This is a genomic window from Rhodococcus sp. NPDC003382 (genome assembly GCF_053589135.1).
In genome coordinates this window covers 95,975-113,581 of record NZ_JBSFRH010000011.1, presented here as the reverse complement: position 1 = coordinate 113,581, position 17,607 = coordinate 95,975, and the positions used below count along the sequence as shown (strand labels likewise).

Sequence of the window (17,607 nt, the reverse complement as noted above, 5' to 3'; positions counted from 1 at the left end):
GGGGTGGAGATCTCGACTCGGATGCGCGACTCGGTCCGCGCGCTATCGCCCGGTTACTTCGCGTTCGTCATGGCCGCCGGCATCGTCTCGATCGGGCTGCACCTGGAGGGCCACTCCGTGGCGTCGACGGCCGTACTGGTCGTCGCGGCCGTGGGGTACGCGGTGCTGGTGGTGCTGTCGCTGTGGCGGCTGATCGCGTTCCGGCACGACATGCGTGCGGACATGGCCGACTCGGGCCGCGCGTTCGGGTTCTTCACGTTCATCGCGGGCAGCAACGTCCTCGGAATCCGCCTGATGACCGAGGGCTGGCATTCGACCGCGGCGGTGCTGCTCGTCGTCGCCGCCGTCACCTGGCTGGTGCTCGGCTACGTGATTCCGTGGACGGCGGTTCTCGGCACCACGCAGCGCCCGGTGCTCGCGAAGGCCAACGGCACCTGGTTCGTCTGGGTGGTCGCGAGCGAATCCGTCGCGATCGCCGCGGCCACCCTGCAGCCGGTGTACCGCGATTTCGAACGGCTGCTCGCGGCGGTGGCCGTCTTCACGTGGGGTGTCGGCCTGTTCCTGTACGCCGCGGCCGGCATCTTCGTGGCGGCACGGCTGCTGCAGTATCCGCTGCGCCCGACCGAGCTGACCGCCCCCTACTGGGTGTCGATGGGCGCGTGCTCGATCACCGTGGTGGCCGGCTCCCGCATCGTGGAGATGGCCGACGCACCCATGGTCGAGGCCACCCGCGGACTGATCGCGGGCCTGGCCGTCGTGATCTGGGCGTTCGCGACCTGGCTGTTCCCGCCTCTGATCGCGGCGGGCTGGTGGCGTCACCGCACCCACCGGGTTCCGCTGACCTACGACTCGTCGCTGTGGTCGATCGTGTTCCCGCTCGGCATGTACGCGGTCGCCGGGATCTACCTCGGCCGCGCCGACGAGCTGCCCCTCGTCGGCATGGTCGGCTCCGTCGAACTGTGGGTCGCGGTCGTCGCCTGGGTCCTGGTGTTCGCGGGGATGCTGCACCGGATCTGGACGAGGGTGCTGCGCGACCCCACCCGCACCCCCGGAGCCACCGACACCGGGGCGTGATCGACGACGGTGACATCGTCCGAGGCCGTTTCCGGCGGACGACTACGGTATCGGGTGTGAGCGTCGAACTCGTGGACACCGAGACGGTGCGCGGCAGCCTGCATGTTCCCGACGGCCCGCCGCGCGGCGCGGTCGCGTTGACCCACGGCGCCGGCGGCACCAGCGACGCCGCGATCCTGCAGCGTGTGTGCGACCGTTTCGCCGAGCACGGATTCCTCTCGTTGCGGTACGACCTGCCGTTCCGCCGGCGCAATCCGAAGGGTCCGCCGCAGCCGTCGCGCGCGGCCGAGGACCGTGCCGGGGTCGCCGCGGCCGCGGCGGCACTGCGGAACCGCACCGACGGTCCGCTGCTGCTCGGCGGTGTCTCCTACGGGGGCCGGCAGACGTCGATGCTCGTGGCGGAGCAGCCGAAGATCGCCGACGCGCTCGTGCTGATCTCGTATCCGTTGCATCCGCCGGGCAAGCCCGAGAAGGCCCGCACCGAGCACCTGCCCGACGTCGCGGTGCCCGCGGTGTTCGTCCACGGTGCCCGCGACCCGTTCGGGACCGTCGCCGAACTGCTGGAGGCATCCGCTCTGATCCCGGCGGCGACCGCGCTCGTCGAGGTGCCTGCCGCCGGTCACGACCTGAGCCGCGCGAAAACCGACCCGTCCGGTGAGGCGGTCGCCGCGGTGCTGAAACTGCTCGAGGAGACACTGTGAGCGAGGCAACCGACTCGGCCATCGACAGCCTGCTGTCCGAACTGCGCGGCAGGCTCGACGACGCCGACACCGACCCGGCGATGCTGCGCGGCCTGCTCGAGGCCGTGCTGGTGGTGGGGTCGGGTCTCGAACTCGATTCGATGCTGCAGCGCATCGTGCAGACCGCGGTATCGCTGCTCGATGCCCGCTACGGTGCGCTCGGGGTCCGCGCCGCGGACGGTGGCCTGTCCGAATTCGTGTACGAGGGAATCAATCCCACCGAGCGCAGCCGGATGGGTCACCTGCCGGAGGGCCGCGGTCTCCTCGGGTTGCTCATCAACGACCCGAAACCGGTGCGGCTGGGGGACCTGTCCACGCACCCCGCCTCGGTCGGGTTCCCACCGAACCATCCACCGATGAAGAGCTTCCTCGGCACGCCGATCATGATCCGCGGCAAGGTGTTCGGCAGCATCTACCTCACCGAGAAGCTGGACGCTCCGGCGTTCACCGAGGAGGACGAGGTCATCATCAAGGTCCTCGCGACCTCGGCGGGCATGGCCGTCGAAAACGCCCGGCTGTTCGAGGGTTCGGTCACCCGCGGACGCTGGCTGGCCGCGATGGCTTCGATCAACGCGCGTCTGCTCGTCGGCGGGTCGGTCGACGAAACGCTCGGGTCGCTCACCGGTCAGGTCCGCGACCTCGCACGCGGCGCCGGTGCTTTCGTCGTCCTGGTGGACGGCTCGCACGGCACTGTGCGCGCCGCGTCACCCGCCGCACCGGCGACCGGGCCGGTCCTCATCGATCTCACCGATTCGCCTGTGCTGGAAGCTCTTCGATCGCGGCGCCCGGTGCGCACCGAGACTCTGGAGGGGTTGCCGTCGGCGGGTGCGGGCACCGCGGGGAGCGCGGTGGTGCTGCCGTTGTCGGCGACCTCCCCCGTCACCGGTGTGCTGATCGTGACGCGCGCGCCCGGCACCGACCCGTGGGACAGCGAGGACGTCGCGCACCTCGAATCGATGGCGAATCTCGCCGCGGTGGCACTCGAGTTCGCCGAGCAGCAACGCAAGAAGCGGCTGCTCGACGTCCTCGCCGATCGCGATCGGATCGCACAGGACCTGCACGACAACGTGATTCAGCGCCTGTTCGCCACAGGCATGAGCCTGCAGAGCGCGATGGTGCCCGGTGCCGATCCCCAGCGGGTCTCGGAAGTGGTCCAGCATGCGGTGGAACAGCTGGACCGGACCGTACGCGAGATCCGGACCACGATCTTCGATCTGCACACCACGGGCGCGGCGGCATCGACGAGTCTGCGCCGGCGACTGCTCGACGCGGTCGGCGACCTGAGCATCCACTCGTCCGTCGCCCCGAACGTGCAGTTCGTCGGTCCGATCGACACCCTCGTCCCCGACCGGATCCACCCGCACGCCGAGGCGGTGCTGCGGGAGGGGCTGAGCAACGCGCTGCGGCATTCGCAGTCCGACAAGATCACCGTCTCGGTGACCGCCGGCGAGTCGTTCTCCATCGAGATCGTCGACAACGGAACGGGTTTGCCGGCGACCCCGCGTCGCAGCGGGCTGGCGAATCTGGAACGCCGCGCCGAGCAGTGCGCGGGCGAGTGCAGCATCGGACCCGGCCCGGACGGCGGCACCCGCGTGCTGTGGACGGTGCCGCTCTGACCGGACCGCCCCGGCCGGGCCGGCACGGTCAGGCGGGACCGTTCCCGCGTTCCTTGCGCAGTTCGGTCGCCAGCACCGCGGCCTGCGTGCGTCGCTGCATGCCCAGTTTCGACAGCAGCCGCGAGACGTAGTTCTTGATCGTCTTCTCCGCCAGGAACAGCCGCTCCGCGATCTCGCGGTTGGTCAGGCCCTCACCGATCAGTTCGAAGACGGCCCGTTCCTGCTCGGACAGCTCGGCCAGCGGATCGGCGGTCCGGGAGGCGCGGATGCGGTCCATGAGCGCGGCGGTGGCGCGGCTGTCGAGCAGCGACCCGCCTTCCCCGACCGTCCGGATCGCCGAGACCAGATCGGTGCCCAGGATCTGCTTGAGCACGAACCCGGACGCGCCCGCCATGATTGCGTCGAACAGCGCTTCGTCGTCCGCGAAGGACGTGAGCATCAGGGCCCGCAGTTCCGGCATCCGCGCCCGCAGCTCACGGCACAACTCGACGCCGTTGCCGTCCGGCAGGCGCACATCGAGCACCGCCACCTCCGCACCGCTGCCGGGGATGCGCGCCAGCGCCTCCCCCACCGACGCCGCCTCACCGACGACGGTGAAATCCGGCACGCTGCTGAGCAGGTCGACCAGACCACGCCGGACGATTTCGTGATCGTCGACGAGAAACACGCGAGGCATCGGAGCCACCTTCCTTTCACACGGTCGGGTCCATCGTCCCAGTTCGGTGCAACCGTGGCGACGTCGGGCCGTTCGACGACTGTTTCGGGACCTTCGCCCGCTGCGCGCAGCACCTGCGGTGGGTGATCCTCGTGGAAACATCCCGTGACCTGCGTGAGGTGCCCGACGAGACGAGGAGTTCGACATGGCCGTCCCGAGCGACACCTGGACCACCGGAGACACCGAGATCATCGCGCGCGCCGTCATCGAGGCACCGTCGATCCACGACACCCAGCCCTGGAACCTCCGCCTGCCGGGCCGTTCCGCTGAACTCGACGAGCGGCTCGAGTTCGCCGAGCCGGGTCTCGATCCGCTGCGGCCGGACCGGTTGATCTCGTGCGGTACGGCACTGGCCAACCTCGAACTGGGTATCCGCGTCCTGGGCTGGCGCACTCGCACCACGCTCCTGCCGGACCCGGAACGACCCGAGTTGATCGCGCGGGTCGACGCCGTGGAGGTGCATCCCCCGTCGGGTTCCGACCTGCGCTTCTACGCCGCGATCTCGCATCGCCGCAGTCATCGTGAATCGTTCGCGCGGATTCCCGTGGCGGCGGAGACCCTCGCGGACGTGATGGCCGCGGTCGCCGAGGTACCCGGTGTGCAGGTGCGGTTGCTGGCGTCCGACGAGGCGCCGGTCCTGGCCGACACGCTGACCTACTCGGCGGAGGAGGTCCGCCGCAACCCGCACTACCAGCGCGAGATGTTCTCGTGGACATCGCACTGGCAGCCCGAGGGCAGCGCGGAGGTCGTCACCGACTGGGACGCCGGCCTGGACGTGGGCGGCGCCGCCGGCAAGGCGCTGGTCACCACCGGCATTCCCAACACCACCGCTCTCGCCGAGGCGATCGACCGGGAGTCGGTGCTGGTGTTCACCACCGCCACGTCGGAGCCGCTCGATCTGATCCGGGTGGGGATCGCGACCGAACGTGCCTGGCTGGCCGCGGTCGATGCCAGGCTCTCGGCGTCGGTGCTCACCCACCCCCTGCGCGTCGAGGACTCGGCGGCGCGGTTCGCCGACCGGCTCTCCCTGCCGGGACTGCCGCAACTGATCATGCGCATCGGATACTGACACCGAGACGAGGGATTCGCACTGTGACAAGACGACTCACGGACATCGAACTGCTCCGCGAACTCGAACCGGTCGCCGAGGAGAACGTCAACCGGCACCTGGCGATGGCGAAGGACTGGCATCCGCACGACTTCGTCCCCTGGGACGACGGCCGGAACTTCGCGGCGCTGGGCGGCGTCGACTGGGATCCGGAGCAGTCCTCGCTCAGCGAGACGGCGAAGGCCGCGATGATCACGAATCTGCTCACCGAGGACAACCTGCCGTCGTACCACCGCGAGATCGCCGAGCATTTCGGTTTCGACGGGGCGTGGGGCACGTGGGTGGGGCGGTGGACCGCCGAGGAGAACAAGCACTCGATCGTCATGCGTGACTATCTGGTGGTCACCCGCGGGGTCGATCCGGTGGCGCTCGAGAACGCGCGGATGGAGCACATGACGAACGGGTTCGCGCCCGGCGCCACGTCGATGCTCGATTCGGTGTCGTACGTGACCTTCCAGGAACTGGCCACCCGCGTCTCCCACCGCAACACCGGCAAGGCGTGCGGCGATCCGATCGCGGACCGGATGCTCGCACGGGTCGCCGCGGACGAGAACCTGCACATGATGTTCTACCGCAACATCGTCGAAGGGGCGCTCGACATCGCACCCGATCAAGCCCTCGAGGCGGTTCTGAAGGTCCTCACCAACTTCCGGATGCCGGGCGCGTCGATGGCGGGCTTCCGGCGCAACGCCGTGCTCATCGCCAAGGGCGGCATCTACGACCTGCGTCAGCATCTCGACGACGTCGTGCAGCCGGTGCTGCGCAAGTGGCGGATCTTCGAACGCACCGACTTCGGTGCGCGCGGTGAGGATCTGCGCGAGCAGCTCGACCGGTTCCTGGTGGACCTCGAGGCACAGGCGGTGCGGTTCGAGGAGTCCCGCGACCGCGCGCTCGCGCGGCAGGCCCGTAGAGGAGAGAAGGTGGACGCGTGAGTGCCCCGACCGAGAAGCCGGCGGACGAGCTGTTCCACGCGGTCCTGGAGATGGCGCGGAACGCCAAGCAGCAGAACGCGTCCGGCTGGCTGCGCGCCCGCTACGCGTCCGAGCACACTGAGGACGCCGCGTATCTGACGTCGCTGATGCTGGGGGTTCTCATCGAGAACGACGCGATCCGCCGCGGGGTGCACCCGGCGGACGTGTGGGCACAACTCCGCGAGCGGGGAATCGACGAGTTCGGCTGAGCCGCAGCCGAATCCCCACCGGCGGGTGGCGGCTCGGCCCCGTGGGACCGAACCGCCACCCGTTACGGCACGTCGTACGGGCGCACCACGATGACCGGGCAGTCCGCGGTCTGGATCAGCGCGTTGCTGGTCGAACCGAGCAGCAGGCCCTTGAATCCCCCGCGACCACGGGTGCCGACGACGAGAAGCTGTGCGGTCTCGGCGTATTCGCTCAGGACCCGCACCGGCCGGTCCCGCGCGACCACCCGTTCCACCACGACGTCCGGGTAGCGTTCCCGGAACCCGGCGAGGCGCTCGGCGAGCACCACTTCCTCCCCGGTCTGGATGGTGCTCCACTGCGGATCCTCGGGCACCGCACCGAGCGACGGCTGGACGCTGACGTCGCTCCACACGTTGACGGCGACGAGGGTCGCTCGTCGTGCCGCGGCCTCCTCGAACGCGACCTCGACGGCCGCCTCGCAGGATTCGGAGCCGTCGACACCGACGACGACCGGCCCCTCGGCGGGCGGTGCACCGTCGAGGGTGCGCCCGCGCACCACCGCGACCGGTGCGTGCGAATGCGCGGCGACCGCGAGCGTCACCGAACCGACGAGCAGGCCCTTCACCTCACCGAGACCGCGCGACCCGAGAACGAGCTGCCGGGCGTGGGCGGACAGGTCGACGAGGGTCTGCGCGACCTTCCCCTCGACCTGGGCGGTGGTCACCGCGAGCGGACGGCCGATCTCCTCGGCGGTCTGCCGCGCCAGGACTGCCGAGCTGTCCAGCCGGGCTCGCGCGGTGTCCTTCATCTCCTGGTGGAAACTCTGCGCGAGATAGGGCTCGGAGTAGTAGAACGACGGCACGTGCACGACGGTGACGATGTGCAGCGGCAGGGCACGGGCCGCGGCGCTGCGTGCCGCCCAGATCACGGCGGTGGTGGCCGCTTCCGATCCGTCGACGGCCACGACGATCGGCTTGGGATCGCTCATCTGTGTCCTCTTCTCGATGTTGACGCGGTGGGTCTGTCAGTCGCAGATCGCCCGGAGCTGCTCGATCAGGCGGATCCGGCCGGCGCTGTCGGCGGCGAGCGGGGTCACCGACAGGGTGGTGACGCCGGATTCGGCGAATGCGGCGACGCGTTCGCGGACATAGCCTTCCGGTCCGATCAGCGAGACGGCGCGCACCAGATCGTCGGGAACCGCGGCGGCGGCTTCCTGCTTCTTGCCGGCCAGGTAGAGGTCCTGGATGATTTCGGCTTCCTTCGCGTAGCCGTAGCGGACGGCGAGGTCGTTGTAGAAGTTCTTGCCCTTGGCGCCCATGCCGCCGATGTACAGCGCGAGGTGTGGCTTGATCCACTCGAGCATGTGGTCGACGTCCTCGCCGATGGCCAGCGCCGGGGTGGTGTAGATCTGGAGGTCGCCGAGCGACGGGTCGCGCTTGGCCTTGCCTTTCGCGAGGGCCTCGCCCCAGACGTCGGCGGCCTTCTCCGGGTAGTAGAAGATCGGCTCCCAGCCCTCGGCGATCTCGGCGGTCATCGCGACGTTCTTCGGGCCAAGCGATGCGATGACGATCGGGATCCGTTCCCGCACCGGCTGATTGATGATCTTCAGCGGCTTGCCCAGGCCGGTGCCGCGGTCGGCGGGCAGCGGGATCTGGTAGTACCGGCCCTGGTGCTGGACCTTCTCGCGGCGCCACACCTGCCGGCAGATGTCGACGATCTCGCGGGTGCGTCCGAGCGGCGCGTCGTAGGGGACGCCGTGGAAGCCCTCGATGACCTGCGGACCGGAGGCGCCGATACCCATGACGAAGCGGCCGTCGGAGACGAAGTCGAGACCGGCCGCCGTCATCGCGGTCAGGCTCGGGGTCCGGGTGTACAGCTGGAAGATGCCGGACGCCAGCTCGACCCGCGTGGTCTTCGCGGCGAGATAGCCGAGCTGGCTGACCGCGTCGAACGAGTACGCCTCCGGGACGAAGACGATGTCGAGACCGGCCCGCTCCAGGTCCGCGACCTCGGCGGCCGTCTCGGCGAATCCGCCGCTGTAGTTCAATCCCATCCCGATGCGCATGCATCTTCCCCAATCGTGCGGCGCCCGGCAGGGCACTCGTCGAAACCGTGCACCCGAACCCTACCGTCAGCAATTCGGGCTTACGCGGGACGCACCACCATCACCGGGCAGTGCGCTTCCCGGATCAGACCGTTGCCGGTGGAGCCGAGCAGCAGGCCGGTGAAGCCACCGCGGCCGCGGCTGCCGACGACGACGAGCTGCGCCTTTTCGCTCCACGCCTGCAGGTGCAGGCGCGGCCCGTCGAGGTACACCTCGCGGTGCACGACCACATCCGGGTACCGCTCGCAGTAGCCGCTGAGACGTTCGGCGAGCAGCACCTGCTCGCTGTCCTCGAACGCCCGCGGGTCGAGCAGCTCGGCCCGGTCGGCCCCGGAGAAGGTGCCCACCTTGACGTCGCTCCAGACGTGGACGGCGACGAGCGGGACCCCGCGCTGCGAGGCTTCCTCGAACGCGGCGGCGACGGCGCGCTCGCTGATCGGGCTGCCGTCCACTCCGACGACGACGGGCGCGGTCGGGTCGGGCTCGTCACCGCGCACCACCACCACGGGGCAGTGCCCGTGGCTCGCGACCACGATCGGGGTGGATCCGAGCAGGGCCTGCCCGATCCGCCCGCTGCCGGACGCGCCCAGCACGATCATGCGGGCCCGGGCGGACTCCTCGACGAACCAGTGCGCCCCACCGGCCGGCACGAGCGTGGTCTCGATCCGCACGTCCGGCGCGACCTCGCGAGCGACGGCCGCGGCGTCGGACAGCATGACCCGCCCGTCCTCCTCGGCCCATTCGAAGACCTTCGCGGACTCGACGTACGGCGCCCCGGCGTAGCCGGTCGGCGAGAAGTCGATGACGTGGACTATGCGGAGCACGAGGTCGCGAGCCGCCGCGGTCGCGGCGGCCCAGCGGACCGCTGCTGTCGATGCGGCCGATCCGTCCACACCGACGACCACCTGATTGTTGCCTTCTGGAAGCGTCACGATCCGAGGCTAACCCGCCGCCTCGGGCTCGGGTACGGACTTTGGTCCCACCGGGATCGGGCCCGGACTTCTCTGGCGGCAGCACTAGCGGATCGGCACGATGGATACATCGGAATCTTCGATTCTGCGATCCGGGTCACATTAAATTGTCATAACGGATGCAAATTATCTAGTCTGTGTCCATGCAACTCACCCAGTTCACCGATCTCGGACTGCGAGTTGTCATGCACCTGGCAGCCACCGCGGCGGACAGCCTGCCCAGCACCAAAAATGTTGCCGAGCAACTGAATCTGTCCTACGCACACACCACCAAGGTGGTTGCCCGCCTGAGCGAGCTCGGTGTCGTCACCACCCGTCGCGGCCGCGGCGGTGGCCTGACCATCACCGAACTCGGCCGGTCCGCCTCCATCGGATGGCTGGCTCGGCAACTCGAAGGCGACGACGAAGTCGTCGACTGCGAGGGAGGGAAACCGTGCCCGCTGCGGTCCGGTTGCAGCCTTCGCAAGGCGTTGCGCGACGCGCAGGAAGCGTTCTACGCCGCACTCGACTCCGTCACCATCGCGGATCTTGCTACGGCGCAACAGAATCCTGTGCTGCTGCAGCTCACCCGTCCTGCAGTCTGAACAGCCCACAAGTACGACCGCGTTCCCCGGAACCCCTCAAGAACGGAGCCCAACGATGCCGCTCTCACCCGAATCCAAGGAAGTGATCCAGGCGACGCTGCCCGCCGTGGGCGCCGCCATCGGTGACATCACCCCCTTGTTCTACAAGAAGATGTTCGCCGCACATCCCGAACTCGAACGCGACCTGTTCAACCGCGGCAACCAGAAGCAGGGTGAGCAGCAGAAGGCACTGGCCGGCTCCATCGCGGCGTTCGCGACGCTGCAGCTCGATCCCGATCCGGCCCGTGTCGAGACGATCCTGTCCCGCATCGCCCACAAGCACGCCTCGCTCGGCATCAAGCCCGAGGAGTACTGGATCGTGCACAAGCACCTCTTCGAGGCGATCGTCGAAATCCTCGGCGAGGCAGTTACTCCCGAGGTAGCCGCAGCGTGGGACGAGGTGTACTGGCTGATGGCCAACACCCTGATCAAGATGGAGGACGACCTCTACAAGGCCGCCGGTGTGGCTCCCGGTGACGTGTGGCGCAACGTGCGTGTCGCCGAACGTGTCTACCAGTCCGCGGACACCGTCTCCTTCGTCCTCACTTCACTCGACGGCGCTCCCCTTCCGGGATTCCGTGCCGGACAGTACCTTTCGGTCGGCGTCAAGCTTCCCGACGGCGCCCGTCAGATCCGCCAGTACAGCTTGTCGAGCGCGCCGTCGCAGGGGGACTGGCGCATCACCGTCAAGCGTGTGCTCGCGCACCCCACCGAGGACGGCACCGTCGCCCCCGCCGGCGAGGTCTCGAACTACCTGTTCGAGAACGTCTTCGAGGGAGACGAGCTTCAGGTGACCACGCCCTTCGGCGACCTGGTTCTCACCGAGAACGACGCGCCGCTGTTCCTCGCGTCGGCCGGCATCGGCTGCACCCCGATGATCGGCATGCTCTCGCATCTCGCGGAAACCGGTGACGCCCGCCGGGTCTCGGTGCTGCACGCAGACCGGTCCGTCGCGAACCACGCGCACCGCCAGGAGCTGGCGACGCTCGTCGAACGCATCCCCGGAGCCGAGGTACACCGCTGGTACGAGGATCTCGGTGCCCGTCAGCCGCTCGCGACGGTCCGCCTCGGTCGTGCCGAGCTGAGCGACCTGCCGCTCGATCCCGACACCCAGGCCTACCTGTGCGGTCCGCTGCCGTTCATGCTGTCGATGCGCGAGGCCCTGATCGAGCGCAACGTCCCGGCCGAGAACATCCACTACGAGGTCTTCGGTCCGGACAGCTGGTCGCCCGCTTCCTGACGCTCCACCTGCTACAGCCGTACCCCCGGTCCAGTGCCCGGGGGTACGGCTGTTCCTCCGCTACGCTCCCAGCATGGATCGCCTGCCGAACGTGCTGGGCCTGCTCGTCGTTCTCCTCGTCGGGGTCGCCGCGACGGTCGTCCCCGATCCCGCCGCCCCGCTCGGCGCCGACGCTCCGCCCGACCGGTTCAGCGCGGCGCGCGCGGCCGAACACATCGACGTCGTGGCCGCCGAACCGCGACCGCTCGCGTCACCCGGCCACACCGCGGCGCGCGACTACCTGCTGCGCGTCCTCGAGGACCTCGGCTGGGACACCACCGTGCAGGAGGGCACCGGCTGGTTCTCGCCGACCGATTCCCACACCCGGCGCGGCGCCCGGCTGAGCAACGTCGTCGCGACGCTGCCCGGCACGGATCCCACCGGAACCGTCGTGCTGGCCGCGCACTACGACACCGTGACCGCTTCCCCCGGCGCCTCCGACGACGGCATCGGGGTCGGCACCGTCCTCGAGACGGCCCGCGCCCTGGCCGACGGCGAGCGCCCCCGCAACAACGTCCTGGTTCTGGTCACCGACGGTGAGGAACGGGGCCTGCTGGGCGCCCAGCTGTTCACGACACAGCCGCCCCCGTTTCCGGGCCCGATGGTGGTGCTCAACCACGAGGCTCGGGGCAATGCCGGGATGCCGCTGACGTTCCGGATCTCCTCCCCCAATGCGGATCTGGTCCGCATCCTGGCGCAGGCACCGGACGCCCTGGCCGACTCGTTCACGCAGACGGCGTTCGAGGCGTTGCCCAACGACACCGACTTCCGCCGATTCGACGAGGCGGGCCTCCACGGCTACGACACCGCGATCGCCGGGGGCAGCGCCTACTACCACACCCCGCTCGACACACCCGATCGCCTGAGCCGGTCGTCGCTGCAACAGATGGGCGACGTCGCCCTCGCCACCGCGCTCACCCTGGGCGCGACCGATCTGACCGCGCTCGGCGGGGGCACCGACATCGTCGCCACCACGCCGTGGGGCCTGCTGTACTACCCGCGGTGGATGGAGGTGGCGCTGACCCTCGTGCTCGCCGTCGCGGTCGCGGTGCTCGCGGTGGTCCGGATCCGCCGCCGCGACGCCTCCGCCGGACAGATCGGTCGGGCCACCGGGGTCGCGCTGGTCGCGGCGGTCGCGGCGGGAGGCGCTGCGTTCCTGCCGTGGTGGATGTCGCAGCGGGTCGTCCCCGGTCTCGGTTCCGTCCCGATCAGCGAGCCCTACCGGACCGGCTTCTATCAACTCGCCGCGGTCGTCGCCGCGGTCGGTGTGCTCACCACCGCATACGTGGCGGTGCGCCGGCGATTCGGTGCGCCGGCCTTCGCGGTCGGTGCGCTGGTGGTCGTCACCCTCGTGGCGCTCGCCGCCCTGCCGTTCATGGGGATCGCGAGCGTGCTGGTGCTGCCCGCGCTCCCCGCCGTCCTCGGGGTGCTCGTCGCCGAGGCGATTCCGCAGCGGTCGACGTGGTGGCGGACCGTCGCGGTGGTCGCCGGACTCCTACCGGCCGCCCTCGTCACCGTCCCGGCGGTGCTCGCCTCGTTCGACGCCGGCCTGATGTTCGGAGCGCCGCTCGCCGGCGCGTTCGTCGCGGTGCTGTTCGCGCTCCTACTGCCGCTGACGGGCCCGCTCCTGCCGGACCAGGGCGCCGTGCCGATCGCGGTGCTCACCGTGTTCGCGGTCGTCGGGTGCACGCTGCTCGGCGGTTACACCAACCGCGCCGGCGCGACCGCACCGCGCCAGGAGGAGGTGTTCTACTCTCTCGACGCCGATCGCGGTGAGGCGGTATGGGCGTCGCCGGATCGGCCGCGCTCCGACTGGAGCGCCGAGCTGCTCACCGAGTCCCCCGCCCCGTTGCCCGACTATTTCCCTTGGCGCCCGGGAACTTCGCTGGCTCACGGTCCCGCACCGATCGCCCCGCTCGAGCCGCCGAGGGTCGACGTTCTGGACGATGCGCAGGTCGACGGCGGCCGCGTGCTGCAATTGCGTCTGTCCTCCCCGCGCGGCGCTGCCACCCTGGGTTTGTGGGTCGAGGGCGCGACGGTGCGGGAGGCGATCGTCGACGGCGCGGCCGTCGAGCCGGGTGCCGACTTCGGATTCCTGTACACCACCGAGAACCCGGAGGGCGTCGAGGTGCGCCTGGATCTCGAAACCACCGGCCCCGCAGACGAAGTCGAGTTTCGCGTCGCCGACCTGTCCGGCGATCTCGCGGTCGTTCCCGGGTACACCCCACCCGACGGGAAGGTCGTCGTCGGACCCATCGTCGCTGTCACCCGCACCGTGGTGCGCTGACGCGCCGGTGTGCCTTTGTGGCGGTGGGAGCCGCCACAAAGGCACACCGGCGGCGAAGCCGCACTCAGTACAGCGACCACAGAACGAACGCGAACATGAGCAGAATCAGCAGCGCTCCGACCTCGGCTGCGACCCCGCTGGGCCCCGCGACTCCTCCGACGTTCGCACTCCACGGCCGCAACGACCCTCCGACGCCACCCGATGCCTCGATCGGCACGTCTTCGGCGGCGCGGGCCAGCGTCGGGCCGCCGTGGGGCGAGTTGTGGTCGATCAGGCGCCGCAGCGCGGGCTCCGCGTCGTCGACGCGCTCCCATGCGGATCGGGCGATCTCCGCAGGGCTCGCTCCGGTGCTTTCCCCGGCGAACGCCTCCTGCTCGAGAAATCCCCGGTAGAGCACGGCCCATTTCGCTTCGAGCGCCGAGACCAGGTCCGACTCCGACGCGAACACACTCGACGCCTCCGGCACGTCGACGTACGGCAGCGTGGTCTGCCCCGTCTCGGCCGCCCGGTCCAGGACGGCGTCGAGGACGGCGGTTTTGCGGTGGTACTCGTCCCAGCTCATCACGACCTCCTCGTGCACAACATTCCTGGGTGCTGCGCCGGCCGGAGTTCACAAACTCGTATCGGTTCACATACTCCGAGTCGGTCAAATACCTATGGTCGGAGAGTATCGTCGCGTACTGTGAACGTTGTCAAGTCCGGCCGCCGCGAGATGTACGCCGCCCTCACCAGGGACGCGGTCCTGGAAGCGGCACGCTCCCTCTTCGTCGACCGCGGGTTCGCCAACACCTCGGTCGAGGACATCGCCAAGCTCGCGAACGTCAGCAAAGGCGCCGTCTACCACCACTTCTCGGACAAGCAGACGATCTTCGCGCAGCTGGTCCGGGATTCGCTCGCCGACGGCCTGGCGACCGTCGTGAACGCGATCGGCGACGTGACGGACCCGTGGGAACGGGTGGAGCGGGCCCTGCGCGCCTACCTGAAGGTGTACGCCGAGGACAGGGACGCACGCGCCCTGCTGCGGCAGGTCGTCGGGGTCCTCGGCGAGGAACGCACCTGCGCACTCGACAACGAGTTCGTGATCCCGACGATCAAGGCACTACTCGTCGAACTGGACAACGCCGGTGAACTGAAGCCGCTGCCGATCGAGATCACCACACGACTGCTCTTCGACCTCCTGTGCGGCGCCGCGAAGTCGCTGGCCGGCACCGAGGAAACCGAATCGACGTCACGCGAAATGGAAACGGTTATCCTGCATATGTTCTCGGGCCTGCGCCGGAACCCGGTGCCACACTAGGCTTCCCACTCGTGCACGGGCCGGCCTCCGGCCATGTTGCGCACATAGTCGCGCATCATTTCGGTGAGCGCGGTTCGGCGATCCGCCCCCGCGGCCTCCCGGCGGGCGACCTGCGCACGCTGCCACGCCGCTCCCGTCTGACGGCTCAGACTGCGCTGTTCGATGATCCCGAGGTAACGGTCCTGCGCCCGCGACGACAGCCCGAACGCCTCGAGTCCCGCGTGCGCCAGCGGCAGCAGCCGACGCAACACCAGTTCGTCCGCGCCGACCCAGCCCAGACCGGGCCAGTACAACCGCGCATCCAGTCCGTATTTCGCGCCGATACTCAGATTCCCTTGTGCCGCATCGAAACTCATTCGGTGCCAGATCGGGAGTTCGGCGTCGACGAGGGCCCGCAGCGCGCCGTAGTAGAACGCGGCATTGGCCATCATGTCGAGCACCGTGGGCCCCGCAGGCAACACGCGGTTCTCGATGCGCAGGTGCGGATGACCGTCCGCGATGTCGTAGACCGGCCGGTTCCACCGGTAGATGGTGCCGTTGTGCATCTGCAGCTCACGCAGTTCCGGGACACGACCCGCCGCCAGGTCCGCCTCCGGGTCGGCCTCGGACACCTCGGGCAACAGCGCCGGAAAGTACCGGGAATTCTCCTGGAACAGGTCGATCACCGAGTCGATCCACCGTTCCCCGAACCACACGCGCGGACGCACTCCCTGGTTCTTGAGTTCCAGCGTGCGGGTGTCGGTTGCCTGCGCGAACAACGGAATCCGGCTCTCGTGCCACAGCGCCTTCCCCGCCAGGAAAGGCGAATTCGCCGCCAACGCGACCTGCACGCCCGCGAGGCACTGCGCGGCGTTCCAGTGCGCGGCGAACTCCTCCGGCGCGACCCTCAGGTGGAGCTGCAGCGACGTACACGCCGCCTCCGGCACCACCGAGTTGGTGTCCGCCCGTAGCTGTTCGACGACGTCGGTGCCCGGCAGGGGCACCCCGTCGAGGTCGAGTTCGATGTCCTCGCCGCGCGCCGCGAAGATCTGTTCGTTGAGCGCCTCGTAGCGAGGGTTCGCCGTGATCCATTCGCGGCCGAGATGGTGGAGTTCGAGCGTCGGCAACATCCCGACCATGACGAGTTGCGCGTTCTGCCGGTGCATTCGCTCGTCGGCGCGCCGCAGCGACTGCCGGAGCTTTTCTTCGAGTTCGACGGTCGCGTCGCCGGTCAGCCGACCGGGTTCGACGTTCATCTCGACGTTGAACTGCCCGAGTTCGGTCTGGAACACCGACGCGTCGTCGATCGCCTCCAGGACCTCGAGGTTCGACATCGCCGGCGCCATGTCGTCGCGCACGAGATTGAACTCGATCTCCATGCCGAGCTGCGGTTCCGGCGGCTCGTGCACATCGATGAAAGCGTCGTCGCGCAACATGCGATCGAGCACCGACACGCAGGCTTGTACCTTGCGGCGGAACTGACGTCGGTCGTCACGCGTGAAGGATCGCATCCTGATCTCGGTGCCCATGACGTCCCCGTTCGATCCGGTAGCCGACGAACGTCCGGCCTATCCCCGGATACTATCCCCGGATCGGGTTACACGGCGCGGTAGCTGCTCCAGTCGGCGACGACACCGCGGGTGTTCAGCCACGCATTGGGATCGGTCTTGTTGCCGTCCTGATCCCACACCTCGAAATGGAGGTGCGGTCCGGTGGACCAGCCGCGGTTGCCGACGGTGGCGATCTGGTCGCCGGCGCTCACGCGCTGGCCCGCGGCGACCTGGTAGGTGTCGACGTGGCCGTAGACGGCGGTGCTGCCGTCGTCGTTGAGCACGCGCACCCACTGGCCGTAGCCGGAGGCCGGGCCGGCGTCGAGGACCGTGCCGTCGGAGGCGGACTTGATCGGGGTGCCGATCGGGGCGGCGATGTCGATGCCGCCGTGGTGCGAGCCCCAGCGCTGACCGAAGTCGGAGGTCAGGGTGCCCGACACCGGCTGCACCGTCGTCGGCTTGATCGGGTTCAGGTCGTTCAGCCACTGCCCGGCGTCGCCGAACTGGTCGACGAGGTCTGCGAGCGGGGCGGGAAGTTCGGGGCCGTGCACGTGGCCGTGGTCGTCGACGGGGGCGGTGACACCCGGGACCGCGGGAATCTCGAATCCGGCGGGCAGCAGGCCCTCGGGAACCTCGAACGGCAGCGAACCGGTCTGGGCCGGCGCCGGGGCGGCAGCGGCGGTACCCGCGGTGAGCTGAGCACCGACGGCGAAGAAGGCGCCGGTCGCGGCGGCGACGGTCGCGGCCTTCACCGGAACCGAGGGACCGGTGGGCTCCACGCGGTGACGGCCTCGCTCAGCGGCGGTGCCGGGCAGGTCGAACTCGAATGCCGCGACCTCGTCACGTCCGCGCTGGTGCCGTCCCACAGTTGCTACCTCGTCTTCGTCCGCTTCCGTCCGGAGGGTTCCGGCCGTTCCTGGCCGAACCAAGGTAACAAAACGATATCGCCATGCGCCACCGTTACGTTTCCTTTATCTCGAGTATCGGGAATCGGACCGACGCGTCGGTTTCGGAAACCCTTCCCCGCCCGGTGTGAGCGCACGGATCGACCGCGTCACAACCCCTGCTGCCCGACCGCTACACTCACATCCGCGCAGCGAATCG

Annotated in this window: 17 protein-coding genes; 10 read left to right on the top strand and 7 right to left on the bottom strand. The window is 69.3% G+C overall.

What is annotated here, in order from left to right; all coding sequences use genetic code 11:
* Positions 1 to 3 precede the first annotated feature (3 nt).
* Genes ACWDUD_RS10555 through ACWDUD_RS10545 form a run of 3 tightly spaced genes read left to right on the top strand, consistent with a single transcriptional unit; the run spans position 4 to position 3,430 of the window.
* A complete protein-coding gene (locus ACWDUD_RS10555; protein WP_248675789.1) occupies positions 4 to 1,074 on the top strand; it encodes a tellurite resistance/C4-dicarboxylate transporter family protein in 1,071 nt (356 codons plus the stop codon).
* A 56-nt stretch (positions 1,075 to 1,130) separates the two neighbouring features.
* A complete protein-coding gene (locus tag ACWDUD_RS10550) occupies positions 1,131 to 1,775 on the top strand; it encodes an alpha/beta hydrolase family protein (RefSeq protein WP_450109277.1) in 645 nt (214 codons plus the stop codon).
* A complete protein-coding gene (locus ACWDUD_RS10545) occupies positions 1,772 to 3,430 on the top strand; it encodes a sensor histidine kinase (RefSeq protein ID WP_307845987.1) in 1,659 nt (552 codons plus the stop codon). Before ACWDUD_RS10550 ends, ACWDUD_RS10545 begins: the two co-directional genes overlap by 4 nt.
* A gap of 28 nt (positions 3,431 to 3,458) precedes the next feature.
* Here the strand turns inward: ACWDUD_RS10545 and ACWDUD_RS10540 are convergent, their stop codons facing one another.
* Positions 3,459 to 4,106, bottom strand: coding sequence for a response regulator transcription factor (locus ACWDUD_RS10540; protein ID WP_197250507.1), 648 nt, complete (start codon positions 4,104 to 4,106; stop codon positions 3,459 to 3,461).
* A 184-nt stretch (positions 4,107 to 4,290) separates the two neighbouring features.
* Here ACWDUD_RS10540 and ACWDUD_RS10535 point away from each other — a divergent pair, with 184 nt between their 5' ends.
* The 3 genes from ACWDUD_RS10535 to ACWDUD_RS10525 are packed head-to-tail and all read left to right on the top strand — an operon-like array spanning position 4,291 to position 6,433.
* Positions 4,291 to 5,214 (top strand): nitroreductase family protein, encoded by a 924-nt coding sequence (locus tag ACWDUD_RS10535; protein ID WP_450109276.1) that lies wholly within the window; start codon positions 4,291 to 4,293, stop codon positions 5,212 to 5,214.
* Between the two features lie 23 nt (positions 5,215 to 5,237).
* Positions 5,238 to 6,185 carry an acyl-ACP desaturase gene (locus tag ACWDUD_RS10530; protein WP_450109275.1) on the top strand — a complete coding sequence of 316 codons (948 nt, stop codon included), beginning with the start codon at positions 5,238 to 5,240 and terminating at the stop codon, positions 6,183 to 6,185.
* A complete protein-coding gene (locus ACWDUD_RS10525) occupies positions 6,182 to 6,433 on the top strand; it encodes a hypothetical protein (RefSeq protein ID WP_450109274.1) in 252 nt (83 codons plus the stop codon). Before ACWDUD_RS10530 ends, ACWDUD_RS10525 begins: the two co-directional genes overlap by 4 nt.
* A 62-nt stretch (positions 6,434 to 6,495) precedes the next feature.
* On the opposite strand, the gene ACWDUD_RS10520 is transcribed toward ACWDUD_RS10525, so the two are convergent.
* The 3 genes from ACWDUD_RS10520 to ACWDUD_RS10510 form a co-directional block, all read right to left on the bottom strand.
* The gene (locus ACWDUD_RS10520; protein WP_450109273.1) at positions 6,496 to 7,401 is read right to left on the bottom strand and encodes a universal stress protein; all 906 of its coding nucleotides are present in this window, start codon (positions 7,399 to 7,401) and stop codon (positions 6,496 to 6,498) included.
* 36 nt (positions 7,402 to 7,437) lie between these two features.
* Positions 7,438 to 8,478 carry an LLM class F420-dependent oxidoreductase gene (locus ACWDUD_RS10515; RefSeq protein WP_450109272.1) on the bottom strand — a complete coding sequence of 347 codons (1,041 nt, stop codon included), beginning with the start codon at positions 8,476 to 8,478 and terminating at the stop codon, positions 7,438 to 7,440.
* An 80-nt stretch (positions 8,479 to 8,558) separates the two neighbouring features.
* Positions 8,559 to 9,449 (bottom strand): universal stress protein, encoded by an 891-nt coding sequence (locus tag ACWDUD_RS10510; protein ID WP_450109271.1) that lies wholly within the window; start codon positions 9,447 to 9,449, stop codon positions 8,559 to 8,561.
* Positions 9,450 to 9,631: 182 nt separating this feature from the next.
* Between ACWDUD_RS10510 and ACWDUD_RS10505 the strand changes: the two genes are divergently transcribed.
* The 3 genes from ACWDUD_RS10505 (at position 9,632) to ACWDUD_RS10495 (ending at position 13,677) form a co-directional block, all read left to right on the top strand.
* Positions 9,632 to 10,072, top strand: coding sequence for an RrF2 family transcriptional regulator (locus tag ACWDUD_RS10505; protein ID WP_197250512.1), 441 nt, complete (start codon positions 9,632 to 9,634; stop codon positions 10,070 to 10,072).
* A 55-nt stretch (positions 10,073 to 10,127) separates the two neighbouring features.
* The gene (locus tag ACWDUD_RS10500) at positions 10,128 to 11,351 is read left to right on the top strand and encodes a globin domain-containing protein (RefSeq protein ID WP_450109270.1); all 1,224 of its coding nucleotides are present in this window, start codon (positions 10,128 to 10,130) and stop codon (positions 11,349 to 11,351) included.
* Between the two features lie 73 nt (positions 11,352 to 11,424).
* On the top strand, positions 11,425 to 13,677 hold the full coding sequence (locus ACWDUD_RS10495) for a M28 family peptidase (RefSeq protein WP_450109269.1): 2,253 nt from the start codon (positions 11,425 to 11,427) through the stop codon (positions 13,675 to 13,677).
* A 64-nt stretch (positions 13,678 to 13,741) separates the two neighbouring features.
* Here the strand turns inward: ACWDUD_RS10495 and ACWDUD_RS10490 are convergent, their stop codons facing one another.
* Positions 13,742 to 14,239: a hypothetical protein gene (locus tag ACWDUD_RS10490; protein ID WP_450109268.1), complete on the bottom strand. Its 498-nt coding sequence runs from the start codon at positions 14,237 to 14,239 to the stop codon at positions 13,742 to 13,744.
* A gap of 120 nt (positions 14,240 to 14,359) precedes the next feature.
* On the opposite strand from ACWDUD_RS10490, the gene ACWDUD_RS10485 reads away from it, so the two are divergent.
* Positions 14,360 to 14,974, top strand: a complete 615-nt coding sequence (locus ACWDUD_RS10485) for a TetR/AcrR family transcriptional regulator (RefSeq protein ID WP_450109267.1) — start codon at positions 14,360 to 14,362, stop codon at positions 14,972 to 14,974.
* Here the strand turns inward: ACWDUD_RS10485 and ACWDUD_RS10480 are convergent.
* Complete coding sequence (locus tag ACWDUD_RS10480) at positions 14,971 to 16,482, bottom strand: glutamate-cysteine ligase family protein (RefSeq protein ID WP_450109266.1); 1,512 nt, start codon at positions 16,480 to 16,482, stop codon at positions 14,971 to 14,973. The genes ACWDUD_RS10485 and ACWDUD_RS10480 overlap by 4 nt on opposite strands.
* 68 nt (positions 16,483 to 16,550) lie before the next feature.
* A complete protein-coding gene (locus tag ACWDUD_RS10475) occupies positions 16,551 to 17,369 on the bottom strand; it encodes a M23 family metallopeptidase (protein WP_248675782.1) in 819 nt (272 codons plus the stop codon).
* Positions 17,370 to 17,607 lie beyond the last annotated feature (238 nt).